Annotated in this window: 16 protein-coding genes; 11 read left to right on the plus strand and 5 right to left on the minus strand. The window is 68.5% G+C overall.

From position 1 onward, the window contains the following. The first annotated feature begins 23 nt into the window (after positions 1-23). From ACFCQI_RS07730 to tkt, 9 genes are all read left to right on the plus strand, one after another. Positions 24-2,456, plus strand: a complete 2,433-nt coding sequence (locus tag ACFCQI_RS07730; RefSeq protein ID WP_395120853.1) for a prolyl oligopeptidase family serine peptidase — start codon at positions 24-26, stop codon at positions 2,454-2,456. Between the two features lie 92 nt (positions 2,457-2,548). Further along, the gene (locus tag ACFCQI_RS07735) at positions 2,549-3,919 is read left to right on the plus strand and encodes a chloride channel protein (RefSeq protein WP_395120854.1); all 1,371 of its coding nucleotides are present in this window, start codon (positions 2,549-2,551) and stop codon (positions 3,917-3,919) included. A gap of 61 nt (positions 3,920-3,980) precedes the next feature. Continuing rightward, positions 3,981-4,640 (plus strand): class I SAM-dependent methyltransferase, encoded by a 660-nt coding sequence (locus tag ACFCQI_RS07740; protein ID WP_395120855.1) that lies wholly within the window; start codon positions 3,981-3,983, stop codon positions 4,638-4,640. Positions 4,641-4,768: 128 nt separating this feature from the next. After that, positions 4,769-6,187, plus strand: a complete 1,419-nt coding sequence (zwf, locus tag ACFCQI_RS07745; RefSeq protein ID WP_395120856.1) for a glucose-6-phosphate dehydrogenase — start codon at positions 4,769-4,771, stop codon at positions 6,185-6,187. Beyond that, positions 6,184-6,885 carry an HAD family hydrolase gene (locus ACFCQI_RS07750; protein WP_395120857.1) on the plus strand — a complete coding sequence of 234 codons (702 nt, stop codon included), beginning with the start codon at positions 6,184-6,186 and terminating at the stop codon, positions 6,883-6,885. Before zwf ends, ACFCQI_RS07750 begins: the two co-directional genes overlap by 4 nt. Positions 6,886-6,935: 50 nt before the next feature. Continuing rightward, the gene (gene tal / locus ACFCQI_RS07755; protein ID WP_395120858.1) at positions 6,936-8,039 is read left to right on the plus strand and encodes a transaldolase; all 1,104 of its coding nucleotides are present in this window, start codon (positions 6,936-6,938) and stop codon (positions 8,037-8,039) included. Further along, complete coding sequence (gene pgi / locus ACFCQI_RS07760; RefSeq protein ID WP_395120859.1) at positions 8,036-9,688, plus strand: glucose-6-phosphate isomerase; 1,653 nt, start codon at positions 8,036-8,038, stop codon at positions 9,686-9,688. The genes tal and pgi overlap by 4 nt, the downstream gene beginning before the upstream one ends. Positions 9,689-9,806: 118 nt before the next feature. Next, positions 9,807-11,453 (plus strand): phosphoglucomutase (alpha-D-glucose-1,6-bisphosphate-dependent), encoded by a 1,647-nt coding sequence (gene pgm / locus ACFCQI_RS07765; protein ID WP_395120860.1) that lies wholly within the window; start codon positions 9,807-9,809, stop codon positions 11,451-11,453. A gap of 153 nt (positions 11,454-11,606) precedes the next feature. Further along, positions 11,607-13,658 (plus strand): transketolase, encoded by a 2,052-nt coding sequence (gene tkt, locus ACFCQI_RS07770; RefSeq protein WP_395120861.1) that lies wholly within the window; start codon positions 11,607-11,609, stop codon positions 13,656-13,658. 83 nt (positions 13,659-13,741) lie between these two features. On the opposite strand, the gene ACFCQI_RS07775 is transcribed toward tkt, so the two are convergent. The 3 genes from ACFCQI_RS07775 to ACFCQI_RS07785 are packed head-to-tail and all read right to left on the minus strand — an operon-like array spanning position 13,742 to position 16,427. Next, positions 13,742-14,626, minus strand: a complete 885-nt coding sequence (locus ACFCQI_RS07775) for an ankyrin repeat domain-containing protein (protein WP_395120863.1) — start codon at positions 14,624-14,626, stop codon at positions 13,742-13,744. A 20-nt stretch (positions 14,627-14,646) separates the two neighbouring features. Then, positions 14,647-15,534 carry an ankyrin repeat domain-containing protein gene (locus tag ACFCQI_RS07780; protein ID WP_395120864.1) on the minus strand — a complete coding sequence of 296 codons (888 nt, stop codon included), beginning with the start codon at positions 15,532-15,534 and terminating at the stop codon, positions 14,647-14,649. Positions 15,535-15,554: 20 nt separating this feature from the next. Then, positions 15,555-16,427, minus strand: a complete 873-nt coding sequence (locus tag ACFCQI_RS07785; RefSeq protein ID WP_395120865.1) for an ankyrin repeat domain-containing protein — start codon at positions 16,425-16,427, stop codon at positions 15,555-15,557. Between the two features lie 127 nt (positions 16,428-16,554). Here ACFCQI_RS07785 and ACFCQI_RS07790 point away from each other — a divergent pair, with 127 nt between their 5' ends. Then, complete coding sequence (locus tag ACFCQI_RS07790) at positions 16,555-18,795, plus strand: hypothetical protein (RefSeq protein WP_395120867.1); 2,241 nt, start codon at positions 16,555-16,557, stop codon at positions 18,793-18,795. 31 nt (positions 18,796-18,826) lie between these two features. Beyond that, positions 18,827-19,396: a relaxation protein gene (locus tag ACFCQI_RS07795; RefSeq protein ID WP_395120868.1), complete on the plus strand. Its 570-nt coding sequence runs from the start codon at positions 18,827-18,829 to the stop codon at positions 19,394-19,396. A 15-nt stretch (positions 19,397-19,411) separates the two neighbouring features. Here ACFCQI_RS07795 and eda read toward each other — a convergent pair whose 3' ends face one another. Continuing rightward, positions 19,412-20,068, minus strand: a complete 657-nt coding sequence (gene eda, locus ACFCQI_RS07800; protein WP_395120869.1) for a bifunctional 4-hydroxy-2-oxoglutarate aldolase/2-dehydro-3-deoxy-phosphogluconate aldolase — start codon at positions 20,066-20,068, stop codon at positions 19,412-19,414. Between the two features lie 159 nt (positions 20,069-20,227). Then, entirely contained in the window at positions 20,228-22,045 is a 1,818-nt protein-coding gene (gene edd / locus ACFCQI_RS07805) for a phosphogluconate dehydratase (RefSeq protein WP_395120870.1), read from the minus strand. Between the last annotated feature and the right edge of the window lie 7 nt (positions 22,046-22,052).

The raw sequence follows: 22,052 nt of genomic DNA on the forward strand, positions 1-22,052 counted from the left end.
TTTTTTTTGTCTGGGGAAGCACCATGCCTCGCCTGTTGTTCGCCGCCCTCGCCGCCTTGCTGGCGCTTCCCGCCGCCGCGGCCACGCCGACTGCCGGCGCATCCACCACGCTGGACCTGGAAACCATCATGGCCGACGCCGACTGGATGGGACAGCCGGTGGAGAATCCCTACTGGAGCGTGGACGGCCGCAGTCTCTATTACGAACTGAAGCGCGACGGCAGCTCGGTGCGCGACCTGTACCGCGTCGACCCGGCCAGCGGCAGCAGCGTGAAGCTCGATCCGGCGGCGATGGCCGGCGCCGACGGCCCGGCGGTGTTCGATCGTGCGCACCGGCACGCGGCCTTTGTCCTGCACGATGACATCTTCCTGGTCGACCTGGCCAGCGGCCAGCGCCGCCAGGTCACCCTGACCACGCAGCGCGAGTCCGCGCCGCAGTTTTCCGCCGACGGCCGCGCGCTGCAGTACCGCGCCGGCAACGACTGGTACAGCTACGACCTGGCGAAGGGCGTCAGCGCGCCGGTGGCCGAGCTGAAGTTCGCCGACGACCCGCAGGCGAAGCAGCCCGACGACCTCGGCCAGCTGCAGCTGGACCTGTTCAAGACGCTGCGCGCGATCAAGGCCGACAAGGAAGCGGTGCGCGAGCACGCGCAGGCGCTGGAGGCGGCCGATGCCGGCCGGGCGCCGCGGCCGTTCTGGCTGGGCGGCAAGATCAAGGCGGTCAACAGCACGCTGTCGCCGAACGGCCGCTGGCTGCTGCTGGTGACCGAGCCCAGGCAGTACAAGGACGGCAAGGCGCCGGTGGTCAACCATTACGTCACCGACAGCGGCTACACCGAGGCGGAAGACGCGCGCACCTACGTCGGCCGCGCCGACCCGGCACCGCAGTCGCTGCTGCTGCTGGACCTGGCGCAGCACAAGAGCTACCCGCTGACGACCGATGCGCTGCCCGGCATCAAGACCGATCCGCTGGCGGCGCTGCGCAAGCAGACGGTGGCCGCGCTGGAGAAGGCCGGCAAGGCCGACCAGGCCAAGGCGCTGAAGGCGCCCGAGGTACGGCCGGTCACGGTGAACTTGCGCGGCCTGGTGTGGAGCGAGGATGGCGCGAACCTGGCGGTGCAACTGCGCGCGATCGACAACAAGGACCGCTGGATCGCCAGCGTCGATTTCACGCAGCACGTGCTGACAAGCCAGCATCGGCTGACCGACCCGGCGTGGATCAACTGGAGCTTCAACGATTTCGGCTGGCTCAAGGACGGCCGCACGCTGTGGTACCTGAGCGAGCAGGGCGGCTATTCGCGGCTGTATGCCAAGCCGCTCGACGGCAAGGCGCGAGCGCTCACCGGCGCAGGCAAGTTCGAGGTCAGCGCGCCGCAGCTGAGCGAGGACGGCCAGTGGTTCTACGTGCTGGCCAACAAGGTGGCGCCGTACAGCTATGACGTCTATCGCGTGCCTTCCGCCGGCGGTGAGCTGAGCCGGCTGACGCAGTACCAGGGCGTCGACGGCTTCGAGCTGTCGCCCGACGGCCGGCAGCTCGCCGTGCTGCATGGCTCGCCGTACCGGTTCGACCAGCTCGCGGTGGTGGACGCCACCGGCGGCACCGCGAAGGAACTCACCCACACCATGAAGAGCGCCTACATGGCGCACCCGTGGATCGCGCCGAAGATCGTCGAGGTGCCCTCCGCGCACGGCGCCGGGGTGGTGTATGCCAAGTACTACGGCCCGGCCGACGAGGCCGCCGCGCCGGCCTCGCGCCCGGCGGTGATCTTCATCCACGGCGCCGGCTACCTGCAGGACGTGACGCTGCAGGCCACGCCGTATTTCCGCGAGCAGATGTTCAACAACCTGCTGGTGCAGCAGGGCTACGTGGTGCTGGACATGGACTATCGCGGCTCGGCCGGCTACGGCCGCGACTGGCGCACCGCGATCTACCGCAACATGGGCCACCCGGAACTGGAGGACCTGCTCGACGGCAAGGCGTGGCTGGTCAAGCACCACGGCGTCGATCCGCAGCGCGTGGGCCTCTACGGCGGCAGCTACGGCGGCTTCATGACCGAGATGGCGCTGCTGCGTGCGCCGGGCGAATTCGCCGCCGGCGCGGCGCAGCGCCCGGTCACCGACTGGACCAGCTACAACCACGAGTACACCTCCAACATCCTCAACGACCCGCAGCTCGACCCGGAGGCGTACAAGACCAGCTCGCCGATCGAGTACGCCGCCAACCTGCGCGACCCGCTGCTGATGCAGCACGGCCTGATCGACAACAACGTGATGGCCAGCGACACGATCCGGCTGTACCAGCGCTTCATCGAGCTGCACAAGAAGAACTTCTGGATGTCGCTGTACCCGATGGAACGCCACGGCTTCGTCCACGCCGATTCCTGGTACGACGAATACCGCCGCATCGACGAGTTGTTCGACACCTACGTGAAGCCGGTGCGCGAGCGCGCGCACTGAGGCACTGAACGTCACCGCCCGCCGGTGGGCACAGGGCACCGCGACGCGGCGGGCTACAATGCGCGGCCCCCCTGCCTGTCCGGTACCACCCGATGCCTCGCCTCCGCCTCGCCGAACCGCTCGTGATGCTGGCGACGGTGGTGCAGTGGCTGGTGCTGTCGATCGTCACCGGCGCGGTGATCGGAGTGGGCTGCAGCCTGTTCCTGCGCGCGCTGTTCGCCACCTCCGGGCACACCTACGCGATCTCGTGGTGGGCGCAGGCCGGCCTGCTGCTGGCCGGCGGCCTGGCCAACGGCCTGCTGCTGCATTACGGCTATCGCCTGCGGCGCAGCAACTTCGACGACTCGCCGATCGTCGCGGTCAACGAGCAGCGCGGCAAGATGCCGTTCCGCACCTTGTGGATCAAGCCGGTGGCAGCGCTGATCACGCTGGGCTGCGGCGGCTCGGCCGGCAAGGAAGGGCCGTGCTCGCACATCGGCGCCAGCCTCGCCGCCGGCATCGGCCGGGTGCTGCACCTGAACCCGGAACTGCGCAAGCGACTGCTGGCCTGCGGCGTGAGCGCCGGTTTCGCCAGCGTGTTCGGCACCCCGATCGCCGGGGCGATCTACGGCGTGGAGATGCTGGCGATCGGCCGCATCCGCCACGACTTCCTGTTTCCCGGCATCGTCGCCGGGGTCACCGCGTTCGAGGTCAGCAAGGCGCTCGGCGTGCCGTATCCGGTCTACCGCATCGCCTTCGTCGGCGATTTCACCGAGCTGCTGTTCCTCAAGACGGTGCTGATCGGCATCCTCTGCGGCGCGGCGGCGTGGGTGTTCGTCGAACTGTTGCAGACCATCCGCCGCGCGTTCGTCACCCTGCGCGAGCGCTACGCGCTGTGGCCGCCGCTGTTGCCGATGGCCGGCGCGGTGGTGCTGGCGCTGCTGCTCCTGGTGCTGCCGACGGATTACCTCGGGCTGAGCCTGCCGCTGATGGAGCGCGCATTGGACGGACAGTCGATGCCGACCCTGGGTTTCCTGTGGAAGGCGTTGCTGGTGGCGATCACGCTGGGCTCGGGTTTCTACGGCGGCATCGTGACGCCGCAGTTCGTGATCGGCGCCGTGCTGGGCGGTGCGTTCGCCCCGATGCTGGGGCTGGCGCCCGCGCTCGGCGCGGCAGTGGGACTGGTGGCGGTGGTGGCCTCGGCCTCCAACGCGCCGATCGCGGCGATCCTGATGGGCGTGGAACTGTTCGGCTCCGATTCGACCCTGTACGTGGCCGGCGCCTGCGTCGCGGCGTATCTGATCATCGGCCATCGCAGCGTGTATCCGGCGCAGCAGATCGCCTTCAGCAAGTCGTCGTGGATCTTCGCCCGCGCCGACCTGCCGGTGGGCCAGGAAAAGGTGCGCCTGTCGTACGGCCTGCTGCGCTGGTGGACCAGGCGGCGACGCCAGCTGGGGCGACGCGACGACGAGCGCCTGCCCTGAGCGTGGCGCACTCGGCCAGCGGGCATAGAATCGGGGTTCCCCTCGCGCTTCGAGCACCGCCATGTCCCGCCGCAGCCTGAACCTGGACGACACGCTGTATCGCTACCTGCTCGACCACTCGCTGCGCGAGCATCCGCAGCAGGTGGCGCTGCGCGAGGCGACGCAGGAACATCCGCGCGCGCAGATGCAGATTTCGCCGGAGCAGGGGCAGTTCATGGCCTTGCTGGTGAAACTGATCGGTGCGCGGCGCTGCATCGAGGTCGGCGTGTTCACCGGTTACAGCGCGCTGTCGGTGGCGCTGGCGCTGCCCGAAAACGGCCACCTGCTGGCTTGCGATATCAGCGCGGAGTTCACCGCGGTCGGCCAGCCGTTCTGGGCGCGCGCCGGCGTGGCGCACAAGATCGAGCTGCGCCTGGCGCCCGCGCGCGAGACGCTGGACGCGCGCCTGGCCGCCGGCGAAGCCGGGAGTTACGACTTCGCCTTCATCGACGCGGACAAGAGCGGCTACGACGATTACTACGAGCGCTGCCTGCGCCTGCTGCGCCCCGGCGGCCTGCTGGCGATCGACAACGTGCTGTGGGGCGGCGCGGTGGCGCAACCCGCGCACGACGCCGACACGCTTGCGCTGCAGGCATTGAACGACAAGCTGCACCACGACGAGCGCATAGACTTGTCGATGCTGCCGCTGGGCGACGGTCTCAGCCTGGCGCGCAAGCGCTGATCGCGACGCGCTTTTTGCACCCGCTTCACCCGTGCGCGGGCACACTCGCCGCGATGCGGCTCTCGCCCGGCACCCGTTCCACCGCCGTCCGACCGCCGACCCCGACTCTCACCGGAGACACTCCCACGATGGCGACACCCCGCTCGGATGCATTGGTTTTCTTCGGCGCCACCGGCGACCTGGCCTACAAGAAGGTCTTCCCGGCGCTGCTGGCGATGACGCGCGACGGCGATCTGGAGGTGCCGGTGATCGGCGTGGCGCTGTCCGGCTGGACGGTGAAGCAGCTGCGCCAGCGTGCGCTCGACAGCGTGCGGCAGGCGGCGAAGGAGCACGGCGAGAAGTTCGACAAGGCGGTGTTCGACAAGCTTGCGGCACGGCTGCAGTACGTCGACGGCGACTACGCCGACCCGACCACCTTCGCCCGGCTGAAACAGGCGCTGGGCAAGGCGAAGCGGCCGCTGCATTACCTGGCGATCCCGCCCAGCCTGTTTGGCACGGTGGTCAAGGGGCTGCAGCAGGCCGGCTGCGCCGACGACGCGCGGGTGGTGGTGGAGAAGCCGTTCGGCCACGATCTCGCTTCCGCGCGCGCGCTCAACCGCACGCTGCGCTCGGTGTTTCCGGACGAGGCGATCTTCCGCATCGATCACTTCCTGGGCAAGGAAGCGATCATGAACATCCTGTATTTCCGCTTCGCCAACTCGTTCCTCGAACCGATCTGGAATCGCGACCACATCGCCAGCGTGGAGATCACGCTGGCCGAGCAGTTCGGGGTGAAGGGGCGCGGCGCGTTCTACGACGGCGCCGGCTGCCTGCGCGACGTGATCCAGAACCACCTGATGCAGATCGTGGCGCTGCTGGCGATGGAGCCGCCTGCCTACCAGGGCTTCGAGGCGGTGCATGCGGAGAAGGCCAAGGTGTTCCAGGCGATGCGTCCGCTCGCGCCCGACGACCTGGTGCGCGGCCAGTACCGCGGCTATCGCAAGGAGCCGGGCGTGGCCAAGGGTTCGGACGTGGAGACCTACTGTGCGTTGCGGCTGTACATCGACTCCTGGCGCTGGGGCGGCGTGCCCTGGTACCTGCGTTCGGGCAAGTGCCTGCCCGAGACGGTGGCCGAGATCATGGTGATGCTGAAGCCGCCGCCGCAGCAATTGTTCGACGACGCGGTGACCCGCCCCGGCCGCGCCAACTACCTGCGCCTGCGCGTGTCGCCGACCACCGCGATGGCGCTGGCGGCGCGGGTCAAGCGTGCCGGCAAGGAGTTTGTCGGCGACCAGCGCGAGCTGTTCCTGATGGACGAGCAGGCCGGCGAGGAGCTGCCCTACGAGCGCCTGCTCGGCGACGCGATGGCCGGCGACGGCGCCTTGTTCACGCGCGAGGATGCGGTCGAGGCGGCGTGGCAAGTGGTCGATCCGGTGCTGACGAACCACCACCCGGCGATCCCCTATCGCCCCGGCAGCTGGGGCCCGAAGGAGGCCGACGCGCTGATCGCCGCCGACGGCGGCTGGCACAACCCGGTGCTCGACGAGCACGCGGAGCGCACGTCATGAGCGAGGCCGCGGCGCTGGTGTTCCTGCTCGACGTGGACAACACCCTGCTCGACAACGACCGCTTCGGCGCCGACCTCGGCGACACCCTGGCTGCGGCCTTCGGCAACGACCAGCGCGATCGCTACTGGTCGCTCTACCGGCAGCGCCGCGACGAGTGCGGCTATGCCGATTATCTCGAAACGCTGCAGCGCTTCCGCAGCGGCCTGGACAACGAGCCGGCGCTGCTGCAGATGTCGAAGTACCTGCTGGAGTATCCGTTCGAGCAACGGCTGTACCCGCACGCGCTGGAGACCATCGCGCACCTGCGCACGCTGGCACCCACGGCGATCCTTTCCGACGGCGACGTGGTGTTCCAGCCGCGCAAGATCCAGCGTGCCGGGATCTGGGCGGCGGTGCGCGGCGAGGTGCTGATCTACATCCACAAGCAGCGCATGCTGGTGGCTGTGCAGCAGCGCTACCCGGCCGCCCACTACGTGATGGTGGAGGACAAGCCGCAGCTGCTGGCCGACATGAAGCGGCAGCTGGGCGAGCGGATCACCACCGTGTTCGTGCGCCAGGGCCACTATGCCGCCGAAGGTGAACACGAGCGCATCGAGCCGCCGCCGGACCAGACCATCGCGTGCATCGGCGAGTTGCGCGGGCGTAAGCTTGAAGACTTCCTGCCGAGCGCGCCCACCATCGCGCTCGCAGCCGAGTGAACGCGGCGACGGCAGGGCGATCGACACATCGAAGCGATTCCGGAGCAAGCATGAAAGCGACCCGACAACTGCACGACCTCGGCCAGAGCCTGTGGCTGGACAACATCACCCGCACCCTGCTCGACGACGGCACCCTGGCGCGCTACATCAACGAGGATTCGATCACCGGGCTGACCTCCAACCCGAGCATCTTCGACAAGGCGATCGGCGACGGCGACGCCTATGACGCCGGCATCCACGCCAAGACCCTGGCCGGACTCGCCGGCGAGAAGCTGTTCATCGAGCTGGCGCTGGAGGACCTGCGCCGCGCCGCCGACCTGTTCGCGCCGGTGTACCAGCGCACCGCCGGGGTGGACGGCTGGGTGTCGATGGAGGTCTCGCCGCTGCTGGCCGCCGACACCGCCGGCTCGGTCGCCGCGGCGCGGCAGATCCACGCCGCCGGCAAGCGCGACAACCTGTTCGTCAAGATCCCCGGCACGCCCGAGGGCGTGGGCGCGATCGAGGAGTCGATCTTCCTCGGCATCCCGATCAACGTGACCTTGCTGTTCTCCTGCGCGCAGTACGAAGCCTCGGCGCAGGCCTACCTGCGCGGCATCGAGCGGCGCATCGAGGCGGGACTCGATCCGCGCGTGCGCTCGGTGGCCTCGCTGTTCGTCAGCCGCTGGGACGTGGCCGCCAACGAGCAGCTGCCCGAGGCGCTGCACAACCAGCTCGGCATCGCGGTGGCGCGGCAGGCCTATCGCGCCTACCGCCGGTTGCTGGCCTCCGACCGCTGGATGAAGCTCGCCGCCGCCGGGGCGCAGCCGCAGCGCCTGCTGTGGGCCAGCACCGGCACCAAGGACCCGAAGGCCTCCGACACGCTGTACGTCAGCACGCTGGCCGCACCCAACACGATCAACACGATGCCGGAGAAGACCCTGCACGCGTTTGCCGAGCACGGCCAGCTCGACGGCGTGATGCCGCTGGACGGCGGCGACGCCGACGCGGTGGTGCAGAAGGTCGGCGCGGCCGGCGTGGACGTCGATGCGCTGGCGGACAAGCTGCAGCGCGACGGCGCCGAGGCCTTCGTCAAATCCTGGAACCAGCTGCTGCAGCGGATCGCCGACAAGGCCGCGGCACTGGGCGACAAGGGCCAGGGACCGGCGATGCCATGAACCAGCCGCTGCCGACCACACTGCCGGCCTGGCAGGCGCTGCAGCAGCACGCCGCCGTCATCGGCCGCAAACATCTGCGCGACCTGTTCGCGGGCGATCCGCGGCGCGGCGAGACGTTCGCGCTGGCGGACGTCGACCTGTACCTGGACTACTCCAAGCAGCGCGTCGACGCCGACACGCTGCGCCTGCTGCGCGAACTGGCGTTGGCCTGCCACCTGCCGGAGCGTACCGCGGCGATGTTCCGCGGCGAGCGGATCAACCGCACCGAGGACCGCGCCGTGCTGCACGTGGCACTGCGCGCGCCGCGCGGCGAGCGCATCGAGGTGGACGGCCGCGACGTGGTCGCCGACGTGCACGCGGTGCTCGATCGCATGGCGGCCTTCGCCGACCGCGTGCGCGGCGGCGAATGGCGCGGGCACAGCGGCAAGCCGATCCGCAACGTGATCAGCATCGGCATCGGCGGCTCGGACCTCGGCCCGGTGATGGCGTACGAGGCGCTGCGCGACTACAGCCGGCGCGACATGACGTTCCGCTTCGTCTCCAATGTCGACGGCACCGATTTCGTCGAGGCCACGCGCGACCTGGACGCGGCCGAGACGCTGTTCATCGTCTGCTCCAAGACCTTCACCACGCTGGAGACGCTGACCAACGCGCATGCGGCGCGGGCCTGGTGCCTCGCCGCGCTGGGCGACGCCGATCCCGAAAAGAGCGGGGCGGTGGCGAAACACTTCGTGGCGGTGTCCACCAACGCCGCCGAGGTGGCGAAGTTCGGCATCGACACCGCGCAGATGTTCGGCTTCTGGGACTGGGTCGGCGGGCGCTACTCGATGGATTCGGCGATCGGCCTGTCCACCATGCTGGCGGTCGGGCCGGAACATTTCCGCGAGATGCTGGCCGGCTTCCACGCCATGGACGAGCATTTCCGCCACGCGCCGTACGAGCGCAACCTGCCGGTGCTGATGGGCCTGCTGGCGATCTGGAACAACAACTTCCTGGATGCCGCCACGGTCGCGGTGCTGCCGTACGAGCAGTACCTCAAGCGCCTCCCGGCCTACCTGCAGCAGCTCACCATGGAGAGCAACGGCAAGCGCGTCACCCTCGACGGCACGGCCGTGGACTACGCCACCGGACCGATCTACTGGGGCGAGCCGGGCACCAACGGGCAGCACTCGTTCTACCAGCTGATCCACCAGGGCACGCGCCTGGTGCCGTGCGACTTCATCGGCTTCGCGCAGCCGCTCAACCCGCTGGGCAACCAGCACGACCTGCTGATGGCGAACCTGATCGCCCAGGGCGAGGCGCTGGCGTTCGGCAAGACCACCGGGGAAGTGCGCGCCGCCGGCACCGATGCGGCACTGGCACCGCATCGCACCTTCCCCGGCAACCGGCCCAGCAGCACGATCCTCGCCCGGCGCCTGACCCCGCGCGTGCTGGGCAGCCTGATCGCGCTTTACGAGCACAGCGTGTTCGTGCAGGGCGTGATCTGGAACATCGACTCGTTCGACCAGTGGGGCGTGGAACTGGGCAAGCAACTGGCCAAGACCACCATCGCCGAGCTGACCGCGGCCGACGAGCCGAAGCTCGCCCACGACAGCTCCACCAACACCCTGATCCGCCGCTACCGCCAACTGCGCGACGGTCACACCTGACGCTTTCCTTTGTAGGAGCGCACTTGTGCGCGACGCCTTTCGTGACGTGACGAAGAGCATCGCGCACAAGTGCGCTCCTACAGGCACGGCATTCCCATCGCACGAACTCCGAGCATCCATGAGCCAGACAATAAGCCCGCTCGCCGGCAAGCCGGCGCCGAAATCCATCCTGGTCGACGTGCCGAAACTGCTCGCCGCCTATGCCGATACCCGGCCCGACCCGTCGGTGCCCTCGCAGCGCGTGGCGTTCGGCACGTCCGGCCACCGCGGCAGCTCGCTGCAGGGCAGCTTCAACGAGTGGCACATCCTGGCGATCACCCAGGCGATCTGCGAGTACCGTGCGGGCAAGGGCATCGACGGCCCGCTGTTCATCGGCTTCGATACCCATGCGCTGTCGCAGCCGGCGTTCGAGAGCGCGCTGGAAGTGCTGGCCGCGCACGGCGTCACCACGATGGTTTCCAGCGGCGGCGAGTTCACGCCCACGCCCGCGATCTCGCACGCGATCCTGGTGTACAACCGCGGGCGCAGCAACGGCCTGGCCGACGGCATCGTCATCACGCCCTCGCACAACCCGCCAGACAACGGTGGCTTCAAATACAACCCGACCAACGGCGGCCCCGCCGACACCGACATCACCCGCTGGGTGGAGAACCGTGCCAACGCGCTGATCGAGGGCGGCCTGAAGGAAGTCAGGCGCATGCCGTTCGCGCAGGCGCGCAAGGCGGCCGGCACGCGCGAGCATGACTATCTCGACCGCTACGTGGCCGACCTCGCCAACATTGTCGACTTCGACCTCATCCGCAGCGCCGGCGTGCACATGGGCGTCGATCCGCTGGGCGGCGCCGGCGTGCACTACTGGGCGCCGATCGCCGAGCGCTACCGGCTCGACCTCACCGTGGTCAGCGAAACGGTCGATCCGCAGTTCGCCTTCATGAGCGTGGACTGGGACGGCAAGATCCGCATGGATCCATCGTCGAAGTACGCGATGCAGCGGCTGATCGGCCTGAAGGACCAGTACGACGTTGCGTTCGCCTGCGATACCGACCACGACCGCCACGGCGTGGTGACGAGCTCCGGCGGCCTGATGGAGCCGAACCACTACCTGTCGGTGCTGGTCGACTACCTGTTCCGCCACCGCCCGCAGTGGAGCGGGGATGCGGCGGTCGGCAAGACCGTGGTCAGCACCGCGCTGATCGACCGCGTGGTGAAGCGGCTGGGGCGCAAGTTGTACGAGGTGCCGGTCGGCTTCAAGTGGTTCTCCCAGGGCCTGTTCGACGGCTCGCTCGGCTTCGGCTGCGAGGAAAGCGCCGGTGCCTCGCTGCTGCGCCGCGACGGTTCGGTGTGGGCCACCGACAAGGACGGCCTGGTGCCCTCGCTGCTCGCCGCCGAGATCACCGCGCGCGAGGGCCGCGACCCGGGCGAGCTGTACCGCCAGCTCACCGACGAACTCGGCCGACCCTTCAGCAACCGCGTCGAAGCCGCTGCCACCCCGGCGCAGAAGGCGAAGCTGGCCAAGCTCTCGCCCGACCAGTTGCACACCGATCGATTGGCCGGCGAGAAGATCGAGCAGGTGCTGGACAAGGCGCCCGGCAACGGCGCGGCGATCGGCGGCATCAAGGCAGTGGCTGCCAGCGGCTGGTTCGCCGCGCGCCCGTCGGGCACCGAGGCGATCTACAAGATCTACGCCGAAAGCTTCAAGAGCGAAGAACACCTGCAGGCGCTGCTCGACGAGGCCCAGAAAATTGTCGACACCGCCATCGCGTAGGGCGGATAGCGCCCCCCGGTTCCGTCGCCGACCCTCATCCTCGCAGGAGCCCGCTTGCGGGCGATGCTTCTCCGAATCCCGATCCGAAGGCATCGCCCGCAAGCGGGCTCCTGCGGGCTCAACGACATCCGCACATCATTGGGAGAAACCATCATGTCCCACGACCTCGACCAGCAATGCATCAACACGCTCCGCTTCCTGTCGGTGGACATGGTGCAGAAGGCCAACAGCGGCCATCCCGGCCTGCCGCTGGACGCCGCGCCGATGGCCTACGTGCTGTGGACAAAGCACATGAAGTTCCATCCGGCCGACCCGCACTGGCCGGACCGCGACCGCTTCGTGCTCTCCGCCGGCCACGGCTCGGCCCTGCTCTACAGCCTGCTGCACGTCACCGGTTACGACCTGTCGCTGGATGACATCAAGCAGTTCCGCCAGTGGGGCAGCAAGGCGCCGGGCCATCCCGAGTACGGCCACACGCCGGGCGTGGAGGTCACCACCGGGCCGCTCGGCCAGGGCCTGGCCAATGCGGTAGGCATGGCGATCGGCGAGGCGCAGCTGGCGGCCACCTACAACCGCGACGGCCACACCGTGATCGATCACCGCACCTGGGCCATCGTCAGCGACGGCGACCTGATGGAAGGCGTCGCCTCCGAAGCGGCCTCGCTGGCCGGCCATCTCAAGCTCGGCAAGCTGGTGTGCCTGTACGACGACAACTACGTCACCCTGGCCGCCGGCACCGACATCACCTTCTCCGAGGATCGCGCCAGGCGCTTCGAGGCCTACGGCTGGCAGACGATCAAGGTGGATGACGGCAACGACGTCGCCGCGATTGACCGGGCCTTGAACGATGCCGTGGCGGAGACCGCGCGGCCCACCCTGATCCTGGTGCGCACCCACATCGGCTACGGCTCGCCCAAGCAGGACAGCTACAAGGCGCACGGTTCGCCGCTGGGCGTGGAGGACGTCAAGGCGACCAAGGAAAAACTGGGCTGGCCGACGGAGCCGGACTTCCTGGTGCCGGAGCCCGCGCTCAGGCATTTCCACGAAGCCGGGCGGCGCGGCGCGCAGGCGCAGTCCGAATGGAACAGCCGTCTGGACGGCTATGCCAGGGCCTTTCCCGAGCTGGCCGCAGAATTGCGCGGGCGCCTGCGCGGCGAACTGCCGGAAAACTGGGATGCCGATATTCCGGGTTTCGACGCCGACCCCAAGGGCCTGGCCACGCGCGAGGCCGGCGGCAAGGTGATGAACGCGATCGCGCCGCATCTGCCGGCATTGTTCGGCGGCTCGGCTGACCTCGACTCCTCCACCTTCACCAACTTGAAGGGCTTCGGCGACTTCAATCCCGCGGCCACCAAGGGCCTCGACACGCAGGGTTCGGACAGCGCCGGCTGGAGCAACGCCGGCCGCAACCTGCACTTCGGCGTACGCGAGCATGCGATGGGCGCGATCGTCAACGGCCTGGCCGTGCACGGCGGCTTCATCCCGTACGGCTCGACCTTCCTGATCTTCTCCGACTACATGCGCCCGGCGATCCGGCTGGCCGCGCTGATGGGCGTGCACGCGATCCACGTGTTCACCCACGACAGCATCGCGCTGGGCGAAGACGGCCCCACCCACCAGCCGATCGAGCAACTGGCCAGCCTGCGCGCGATACCCAACCTCGTGCTGATCCGCCCCGCCGATGCCAACGAGACCGCGGTGGCGTGGAAGGTGGCGCTGGCCACCACCGGCAAGCCGGTGCTGTTCGCGCTGTCGCGGCAGAAACTGCCCACGCTCGACCGCAGCCGCTGCGCCAGCGCCGACGGCCTGCGCCAGGGCGCTTACGTGCTGCGCGATGCAACGGACGGCCAGAAGCCGGCGCTGATCCTGATCGCCACGGGTTCGGAGGTCAGCCTGATCGTGCAGGCCGCCGAGCAGCTCGAGAGCCGCGGCATCGCCGTGCGCTGCGTGTCGATGCCGAGCTGGGAGCTGTTCGAGGCGCAGTCGCAGGCCTACCGCGACGAGGTGCTGCCGCCCGACGTCACCGCCCGCCTTGCGGTGGAACTGGGTGTGGCCCAGGGCTGGCAGCGCTACACCGGCGCCCACGGTGACATGCTGGGCATCGACCGCTTCGGCGCCTCCGCCCCGGCCGAGGTGCTGCTGCGCGAATACGGCTTCACCGTCGAGAACGTGGTGCAACGGGCGAAGGCCTTGCTGCAACGCTGACCGTCACGCGGAGCCCCGCCAACGCGAAGGCTTGCGCGACCGCGTCGGCCGGCCTGGTTCCGATGCGTGCCGGTTCGAGCGGATCAGAGCAGCGGGATGTCCTTTGGATCGCTCGCCACGCCAAGCTTCTTGCGGTAGTCGCCCCAGGCGCCCATCTCGGGCGTGCGCTGGATGCCGTGGTCGCGCAGCCAGTGCTGGCAACGACGCTGCCACTCGATGCCGTCGGGCCGCACCGGCGCGTAGTAGATGTCTTCCACCATCGGCATGCGGCCATAGTTCGACGTGCCGGGATCGGCCTTGATCCTGCGAGTCGGGTCGGCGCGGTGTTGCAGAAGCCAGTAGACCTCTTCAAAGTCTGCGTACTTGCTGTACCAACTCAGCACTGCGTTGTAATCGTCGTCGCTGTACAGCGGCTGGTTGATGTTGGCGCCGCGCTCGATCAACAGCTGCACGTTGGGCCAAACGTGATGCAGCGTGGCGACGTAGGTGAGCTGCTCGTCGTTGGAGCTCATCGTGTTCGGATCGCCGCCACGGTCGAGCAGCAGTTTGAGGTAGCGCTGGTCGGGCAACCCGGCGGCGAAGACCAGGGCGTTGTCTTCTCCCGCCTTGCCGCGCTCGCGCAGCGGCATCATCTTGCGCGCATTGGGGTTGGCGCCGTTGTCCAGCAGCAGGCGCAGGCCGTCGACGTTCTGGTTGATGATCGGCCAGGCGACCATCGGCATGTTGGCCTGGTCGAAGATCGTGTCTGGATTGACGCCCTCGTCCTTGATCAGGTGGCGGATGGCGGCGCCATCCTTGCGATCCACTGCCTGGGCCAGTTCCAGCGCCTTGCCCTGGAAATGATCCGTGGCGCGGAACGGTTGCCTGGCCGGCGGTGGCGGGATCGAGCAGGCCACCAGGCCGAGACTGCCGAGAGCCAGCCATCCGATCAGGGTTGCCGCACGCAGATGTCGATGCCAACGTTCCATGTCGTGTCGCTTCCTTGGGATTACAGCAACGGGATGTCTTCAGGCTTGTGCGGATCGCCGAGCCCTTCCCGAAACTTCGCCCAGCGACCCATCTCGTTCGTGCGTGGGATGCCGTGATCGCGCAACCAGTGCTGACACTTGCGCTGCCATTCGATGACGTCAGGCTTGATGACGTCCGCGTAGTAGATGTCCTCGACCATCGGCATGCGGCCGTAGTTGGGCGTGCCGGGATCGGCGCTCATCTGCCGGGTGGGGTCGGCGCCATGTTGCAGCAACCAATAGGCCTGCTGGAAGTCGCCAAACCCTGTGTACCAGCTGAGCACGGTGTCTGCGCCATCGGTGGAGTAAAGCGGCTGGTTGATGTTGGCGCCGCGCTCGATCAACAGCTGCACGTTGGGCCAAACGTGATGCAGCGTGGCGACGTAGGTGAGCTGCTCGTCGTTGGAGCTCATCGTGTTCGGATCGCCGCCACGGTCGAGCAGCAGTTTGAGATAGCGCTGGTCGGGCAACCCGGCGACGAAGACCAGGGCGTTGTCTTCTCCCGCCTTGCCGCGCTCGCGCAGCGGCATCATCTTGCGCGCATTGGGGTTGGCGCCGTTGTCCAGCAGCAGGCGCAGGCCGTCGAAGTTCTGGTTGATGATCGGCCAGGCGACCATCGGCATGTTGGCCTGGTCGAAGATCGTGTCCGGGTTGACGCCCTCGTCCTTGATCAGGTGGCGGATGGCGGCGCCATCCTTGCGATCCACTGCCTGGGCCAGTTCCAGCGCCTTGCCCTGGAAGTAATCCGTGGCGCGGAACGGTTGCCTGGCCGGCGGTGGCGGGATCGAGCAGGCCACCAGGCCGAGACTGCCGAGAGCCAGCCACCCGATCAGGGTTGCCGCACGCAGATGTCGATGCCAACGTTCCATGTCGTGTCGCTTCCTTGGGATTACAGCAGCGGGATGTCCTTTGGATCGCTCGCCACGCCAAGCTTCTTGCGGTAGTCGCCCCAGACGCCCATCTCGGGCGTGCGCTGGATGCCGTGGTCGCGCAGCCAGTGCTGGCAACGACGCTGCCACTCGATGCCGTCGGGCCGCACCGGCGCGTAGTAGATGTCTTCCACCATCGGCATGCGGCCATAGTTGAACGTGCCGGGGTCGGCCTTGATCTTGCGGGTCGGGTCGGCGCCGTGTTGCAGCAACCAGTAGGCCTGCTCGAAATCGGCGTATTGCGTGTACCAGTTGAGCACGGTGTTGTAGCCGTCGGTGGTGTAAAGCGGCTGATTGATGTTGGCGCCGCGTTCGATCAGCAACTGCACGTTGGGCCAGACGTGATGCAGCGTGGCGACGTAGGTGAGCTGCTCGTTGTTGGAGCTCATCGTGTTCGGATCGCCGCCGCGATCAAGCAGCAGCTTGAGGTAGCGCTGGTCGGGCAGGCCTGCAGCGAAGACCATGGCGTTGTTGCGCTGCTTGCCATACTTGCGCAGCGGTTCGACCTTGCGCGCATTGGGGTTGGCGCCGTTGTCCAGCAGCAGGCGCAGGCCGTCGAAGTTCTGGTTGATGATCGGCCAGGCGACCATCGGCATGTTGGCCTGGTCGAAGATCGTGTCCGGATTGACGCCTTCGTCCTTGATCAGGTGGCGGATGGCGGCGGCATCCTTGCGATCCACTGCCTGGGCCAGTTCCAGCGCCTTGCCCTGGAAATGATCCGTGGCGCGAAACGGTTGCCTGGCCGGCGGTGGCGGGATCGAGCAGGCCACCAGGCCGAGACCACCGAACAAGACCAGCAACAGCAACCGAGCGAAACGTCCCTGAATTCGCATGTGGCATACCCTGATGAGTTGCCGAAAAGCTTACCCGATTGACGCACCCGCGGACCATGTCCATAGTGCGAACCTCGTGCAGTCAGACGGATCTGTGCGGCTCATCATGGAATCAGGGAGAACGATCATGCCGACCATGCCCGGTGATCCGGTATTGCCCGAGCAGTCGCCGCATACGCTGCAGGAGAAGATCGAGCAGGTGCGACAGCGGCAGGTGCTGTTGGCGCAATGGCGCGCCACCGGCAGTCCCGAGTTGATGAAACAGGCCGAAGTCCTGGAGGGGCGATACCACACCCGTGACGTGGGTGAGCTGGCCGACGACGTCTACCTTTCCGCAGCGCATGAACCGGCTTCGCCGGGATTGGGATGGATCCGCGTCAGCGAGCACCCCGAATTGCTGAAGCAATACTTGGGCGTGAATTGGACGGCGGAGCAGATTCACGAGTACCTGCAGCCCGACGAATCCGATTTCCGCGCGGAGATCTATTTGCCTGATCCTCGGGTCTACGGGCCAGACGTCAAACCCGTCGTCGTAATCAAGGGCTCGAACGGACTCGTCGCAGTGTCGGACGGCAAGGGCGGCATCATCTTGCGCGATTCCGCTTTGGAAGACTGGATCGAAAACGGCCGTCAAGGTGTCGGGCTGGAGAGCGACCATGTGAATCGGGCGATGAAGTTGGGGGCGGACTTCCGGCGGGATTACCACGGCTTCTTCGAATATGCAGGCCATTCCAAAGGTGCCGCAGGTAGCAGCGCCGCTGCCGAACTGACCGGCATGACGGCCTACATCTACAACGGCGCCGGCCTGCATCCCAACACCGTCCAGCGCTACGCGCAGCAGCACCATCTTCCGGTCCTGGGTACGGACCGGATCATCCACAGCTACTACGTCCACGGCGAAATGCTCCACGACGCCCAGAGTGGCGTCCACGACATGGACGCGGTGACACGGGCGCAGTTGGGACTGGCCGCGCGGCAGCTGGGCGAATTGGGACAGCTGGACGGCATGCAGGACCTGCTGCGTGCGCGGCTAGCGCAGGCGTTGCCGTACGACCGCAAGATGCAGGACGACGCGATGGAGCTGGTCGCTTATCTCAGCTCCCATTCCGGCGCGAAGATCCTGGCCGGCGTGCCGCTGGCCGCCGGTGCCCACCCGATCGAACTGCCGCCGAAGATGCGCGATGCGCAGGGCCAACTGGTGGATCGCCCGGCGCAGCCGTCGCTCGGCGAGCTCGGCGCCGATGCCGGCCCGCTGATGAACGTGGTGTCCGGCGCGCTTGCCGGCGGCGCGGGCGGCAAGCGCGTTGGCGATGCCATCGCTGCCGGCGGTCGCGGCATCGAGCACAGCGCGCAGCGCACCGGCGACCACGTGCAGCGCGGCATGCAGGTTTTCGGCTACGTGCTGAACGAGGGCGTGCAGGGTCACGGCCGGCTGGTGGCGGGCGCCATGCATTACGGTGCCGCCGCGGTCGCCGACCTGCGCGTGGTGCACGGCGAGGTCCGCGCCTCGGTCGAGCGCGGGCTGGGCACGCTGGCGCAACTGAGCGCGGACCTGGACGGCGCCGTGCTTCGTGCGGGCAGCCATGTCCCCGGCTTGCAGGGTCTGCGCCAGGTCGCCGACAACGAGGCGCGCCTCGCCGCCGCCCGCGCCGGGCATCATCAGGCGCAGGCCGACCGCGAATGGCACGAGGCGCAGCGCGATGCCGGCGCGATACGCCGGTTCGCCGACGTGGGCGCGGATCGCGTCCGGCACGCATCGAGCGTCGCCGGGCAGACGCTGGAACGTGAGGCACGGCAAGGCGGCGCGCGCATCGGTGACGGTTATCGCGCCTACGGCGCATCGGTGCGCCGCGCCACCGAACATGCTCCCGAAGCCGGCGCCGCCGTCGGTGCCGTCGCTGGCGCCGGCGCGGTCGCCGCCGGCGAGCTGCTGACCCATCCGGCTGGAACCGTGCGGCAGAGCAGCCACGTCGCGCAGCATGGCGAGGCCACCGTGGCCGAAGCGGTCAACCGCCACAGCATGAAAGACACGGTGTTGCCCAGCCTGGATGCAGACATCCGTCGCCAGGAACACGCGGGCATGGCATTGCTTCACACGCTGCAGCGCCCCGCGACCTCCGCGCGCATGCCGGCGACGGTCGGACAGGACCCGAGCGCCTTCGTGCAAGGCATGCTGGATTCCGCGCAATCCGGCAACTGGGATGCTTTTCGCCAGGGCACAAGGACGCTGGCGAGTCTGCCGGCGGGGCAGGCGCTGCACGCCGAGGCCATGCTTGCCGTGGATCGCCAGCAGCAGGCGGCCGCGTGGCAGGCACTGTCACCCCAGCAGGTGGAGCCGCAAGCCGCCGCGCTGACGATGATGCGCTGAAGCGGCCGTCGGTATACAGGGAAGCCACGCCATGAACGAGACCGAATGCATGACCCTGGTCAGCCAGGCCGCGCAGTTGATGGAGCAGTTCGAGCGACGATGCGACCACCTCGGCGGGCGCCTGCAGGGGCTGATGCAGGACATGCAGGCGCTGGCCACGCAACTGCCCCGCGTCGTGGAGCAGGCCGCCGATGCCTCCATGCAGGCGCTGCCGGCGCGGGTAGCCCACGAGACGCGCAAAGGGCTGGGGCAGGCCGTGCAGCACTATCGGCAGCACCTGCAGGCATCGGGCGAGGAGGTGTCCGGCAGCGCCCACGCGCTGGCCGAGCGGATCGAGCGCCTGGAGCGACTGCACCGGCATCTGCTGTGGAAGACCTTCGGCGCGGTGGCGCTGTGCCTGGCCCTGCTGCTCGCCGGCGGCGCGTGGCTGTCGCTGCACTATCGCAAGGTCATCGAGCAGAACCAGCTTTCCGCGCAGCTGCTGAAGGCATACAACGATGCCGATGTGAATCTGTGCGACGGGCGGTTGTGCGCCCGCGTGGACCTCAAGGCGCCGCGTTTCGGCGAACGCCGGCAATACCTGCCGGTGCTGCCGCGCTGAGCCCGGCGCGACGCGTCAGCGCCGTTCCCGCAATTCATTCGCCTCGCGCGCCAGCAGCTCGATGCCGGCCCAGTCGCCTGCCGCCAGTTTGTCGGCGGGGGTGAGCCAGGAGCCGCCCACGCACAGCACGTTGGGCAAGGCCAGGAAATCCGTGGCGTTGGCGAGGCTGATGCCGCCGGTGGGGCAGAAGCGAATCTGCGGCAGCGGGCTGGCCCAGGCGCCGAGCAGCTTGTGGCCACCGGCGGGCACGGCGGGGAAGAACTTCAGGTGGCGGTAGCCGCGCTCGAGCAGGCTCATCGCCTCGCTGGCGGTGGCTGCGCCGGGCAGCAGCGGCAGCGTGCTGTCGTCGGCCGCATCGAGCAGGCGCGGCGAGATGCCGGGCGACACCGCGAAGCGGGCGCCGGCCGCTTGCGCCGCGCGCAGGTCGCCAGCGCCGAGCACGGTGCCGACCCCCACCGTGGCGCCTTCGACCTCCGCGGCGATCGCGCGGATCGCGTCCAGCGCCACGCTCGTGCGCAAGGTCACCTCGATCGCCGGCGCACCGCCGGCAACCAGCGCACGCGCCATCGGCACCGCGTCCCTCAGCGCATGGATCACCACCACCGGAATCACCGGCGCCAGGCGCATAGTGGCTTCGATCTGTTCCTGCTTCTGCTCGATGAGGCTGGTCATGACATGGCTCGGTGGGTTGATGATCGGCATTTTCGGCGCTGGGCGAGTGGAGAAGGCTGCGGACGCCTTGCGCGGTGTGGGGCGGGTACGGCCCGTCGGCCTTTTTCTCCCGACTTCGCGGCCAGACGACCGCGGCGGGCCGTGCCTGCCCTGCGCCGCCTACAGCACGCCGGCGCCGAAATCGGCGCTGGTGGCGGCCTGCCGGAACAGGCCGAACAGCTCACGGCCCATGCCGGTGTGGTCGTGCGACAGGTCGGCGAGGTGCGGCAGGCGGGCGTCCAGTTCGTCCGTCTCGACAAGGACGTCCAGACGTCCATTTGCAGCGTCGAGCCGGATCATGTCGCCATCGCGGATCTTCGCGATGTTGCCACCGGCGACCGCCTCGGGCGTCACGTGGATCGCCGCCGGCACGCGGCCGGAAGCCCCGGACATGCGCCCGTCGGTGAGCAGGGCGATGCGGTGGCCGCGGTCCTGCAGCACCGCCAGCGTGGGGGTGAGCTTGTGCAGCTCGGGCATGCCGTTGGCGCGCGGACCCTGGAAGCGCACCACCGCCACGAAATCGCGGTTGAGCTCGCCGCGCTGGTAGGCGCCGGCGACCTCGTCCTGGTCGTTGAACACGATCGCCGGCGCCTCGATCAGCAGGCGATCCTCCGGCACCGAGGAGACCTTGATCACGGCGCGGCCGAGGTTGCCGTCGAGCAGGCGCAAGCCGCCGTCGGGGCGGAACGGCTCGTCCACGCCGCGCAGCACGCCACGGTTGCCGCTCTGCTTCGGCACGGGTTTCCAGCGCAGCGTGCCGCTGTCGTCCAGATACGGTACCTGTGCGTAGCCCTCCAGGCCGGTGCCGAAGATGGTCTTGACGTTGCCGTGCAGCAGGCCGGCGCCGAGCAGCTGGTCGATCAGGAAGGCCATGCCGCCGGCGTCGTGGAACTGGTTCACGTCGGCGTAGCCGTTCGGATAGACGCGCGCCAGCAGCGGGATCACCCCGGACAGCGCGTCGAAATCGTCCCAGCGCAACTGGATGCCCGCGGCCTGCGCCATCGCCACCAGGTGCAGCAGGTGGTTGGTCGAGCCACCGGTGGCGTGCAGCCCGATCACGCCGTTGATGATGGCGCGCTCGTCGAGGTGGTGACCGAGCGGCAGGTAATGCCCGCCCAGCGCGCTGTTGGCGGCGACGCGGCGCACCACCTCGGCGGTGAGCGCGTCGCGCAGCGGCGTGTCCGGCGCGGTGAAGCTGGCGCCGGGCAGGTGCAGACCCATGATCTCCATCAGCATCTGGTTGGAGTTGGCGGTGCCGTAGAAGGTGCAGGTGCCGGCGGTGTGGTATGACGCGGCCTCCGCCTCGAGCAATTCGGCCTTGCTCGCCTTGCCGTCGGCGAACGCCTGGCGCACTTTCGACTTCTGTTCGTTGGGGATGCCGCTGGGCATCGGGCCGCTGGGCACGAAGGCCGCGGGAAGATGACCGAAGCTGAGCGCGGCGATCAGCAGGCCCGGCACGATCTTGTCGCAGATGCCGAGGAACAGCGCGCCGTCGAACATGTCGTGCGACAGCGCCACCGCGGTGGCCAGCGCGATCACGTCACGCGAGAACAGCGACAGCTGCATGCCGGCACGGCCCTGGGTGATGCCGTCGCACATCGCCGGCACGCCGCCGGCGACCTGCGCGGTGAAGCCGGCGTCGCGCGCTATCTGGCGGATCAGCGCCGGATAGCGCTCGTACGGCTGGTGCGCCGAGAGCATGTCGTTGTAGGCGGTGACGATGGCCAGGTTGGCGCGGTGGCCGTTGCGCAGCGCGTCCTTGTCTTCGCTGCCGCACGCGGCGAACCCGTGCGCAAGGTTGCCGCAGGACAGGTGCCCGCGCCGCGGCCCGCTGCGATCCACCGCGTCGATCCGCGCGAGATACGCCGCGCGCGTCTCGCGGCTGCGTTCGCGCAGGCGTTCGGTGACTTCGGCGACGACGGGATGCAGCGTGGTCATGATTCAA

Origin of the sequence: Rhodanobacter sp. FW102-FHT14D06, from assembly GCF_043950705.1 — a bacterium.
Taxonomy (GTDB): Bacteria; Pseudomonadota; Gammaproteobacteria; order Xanthomonadales; family Rhodanobacteraceae; genus Rhodanobacter.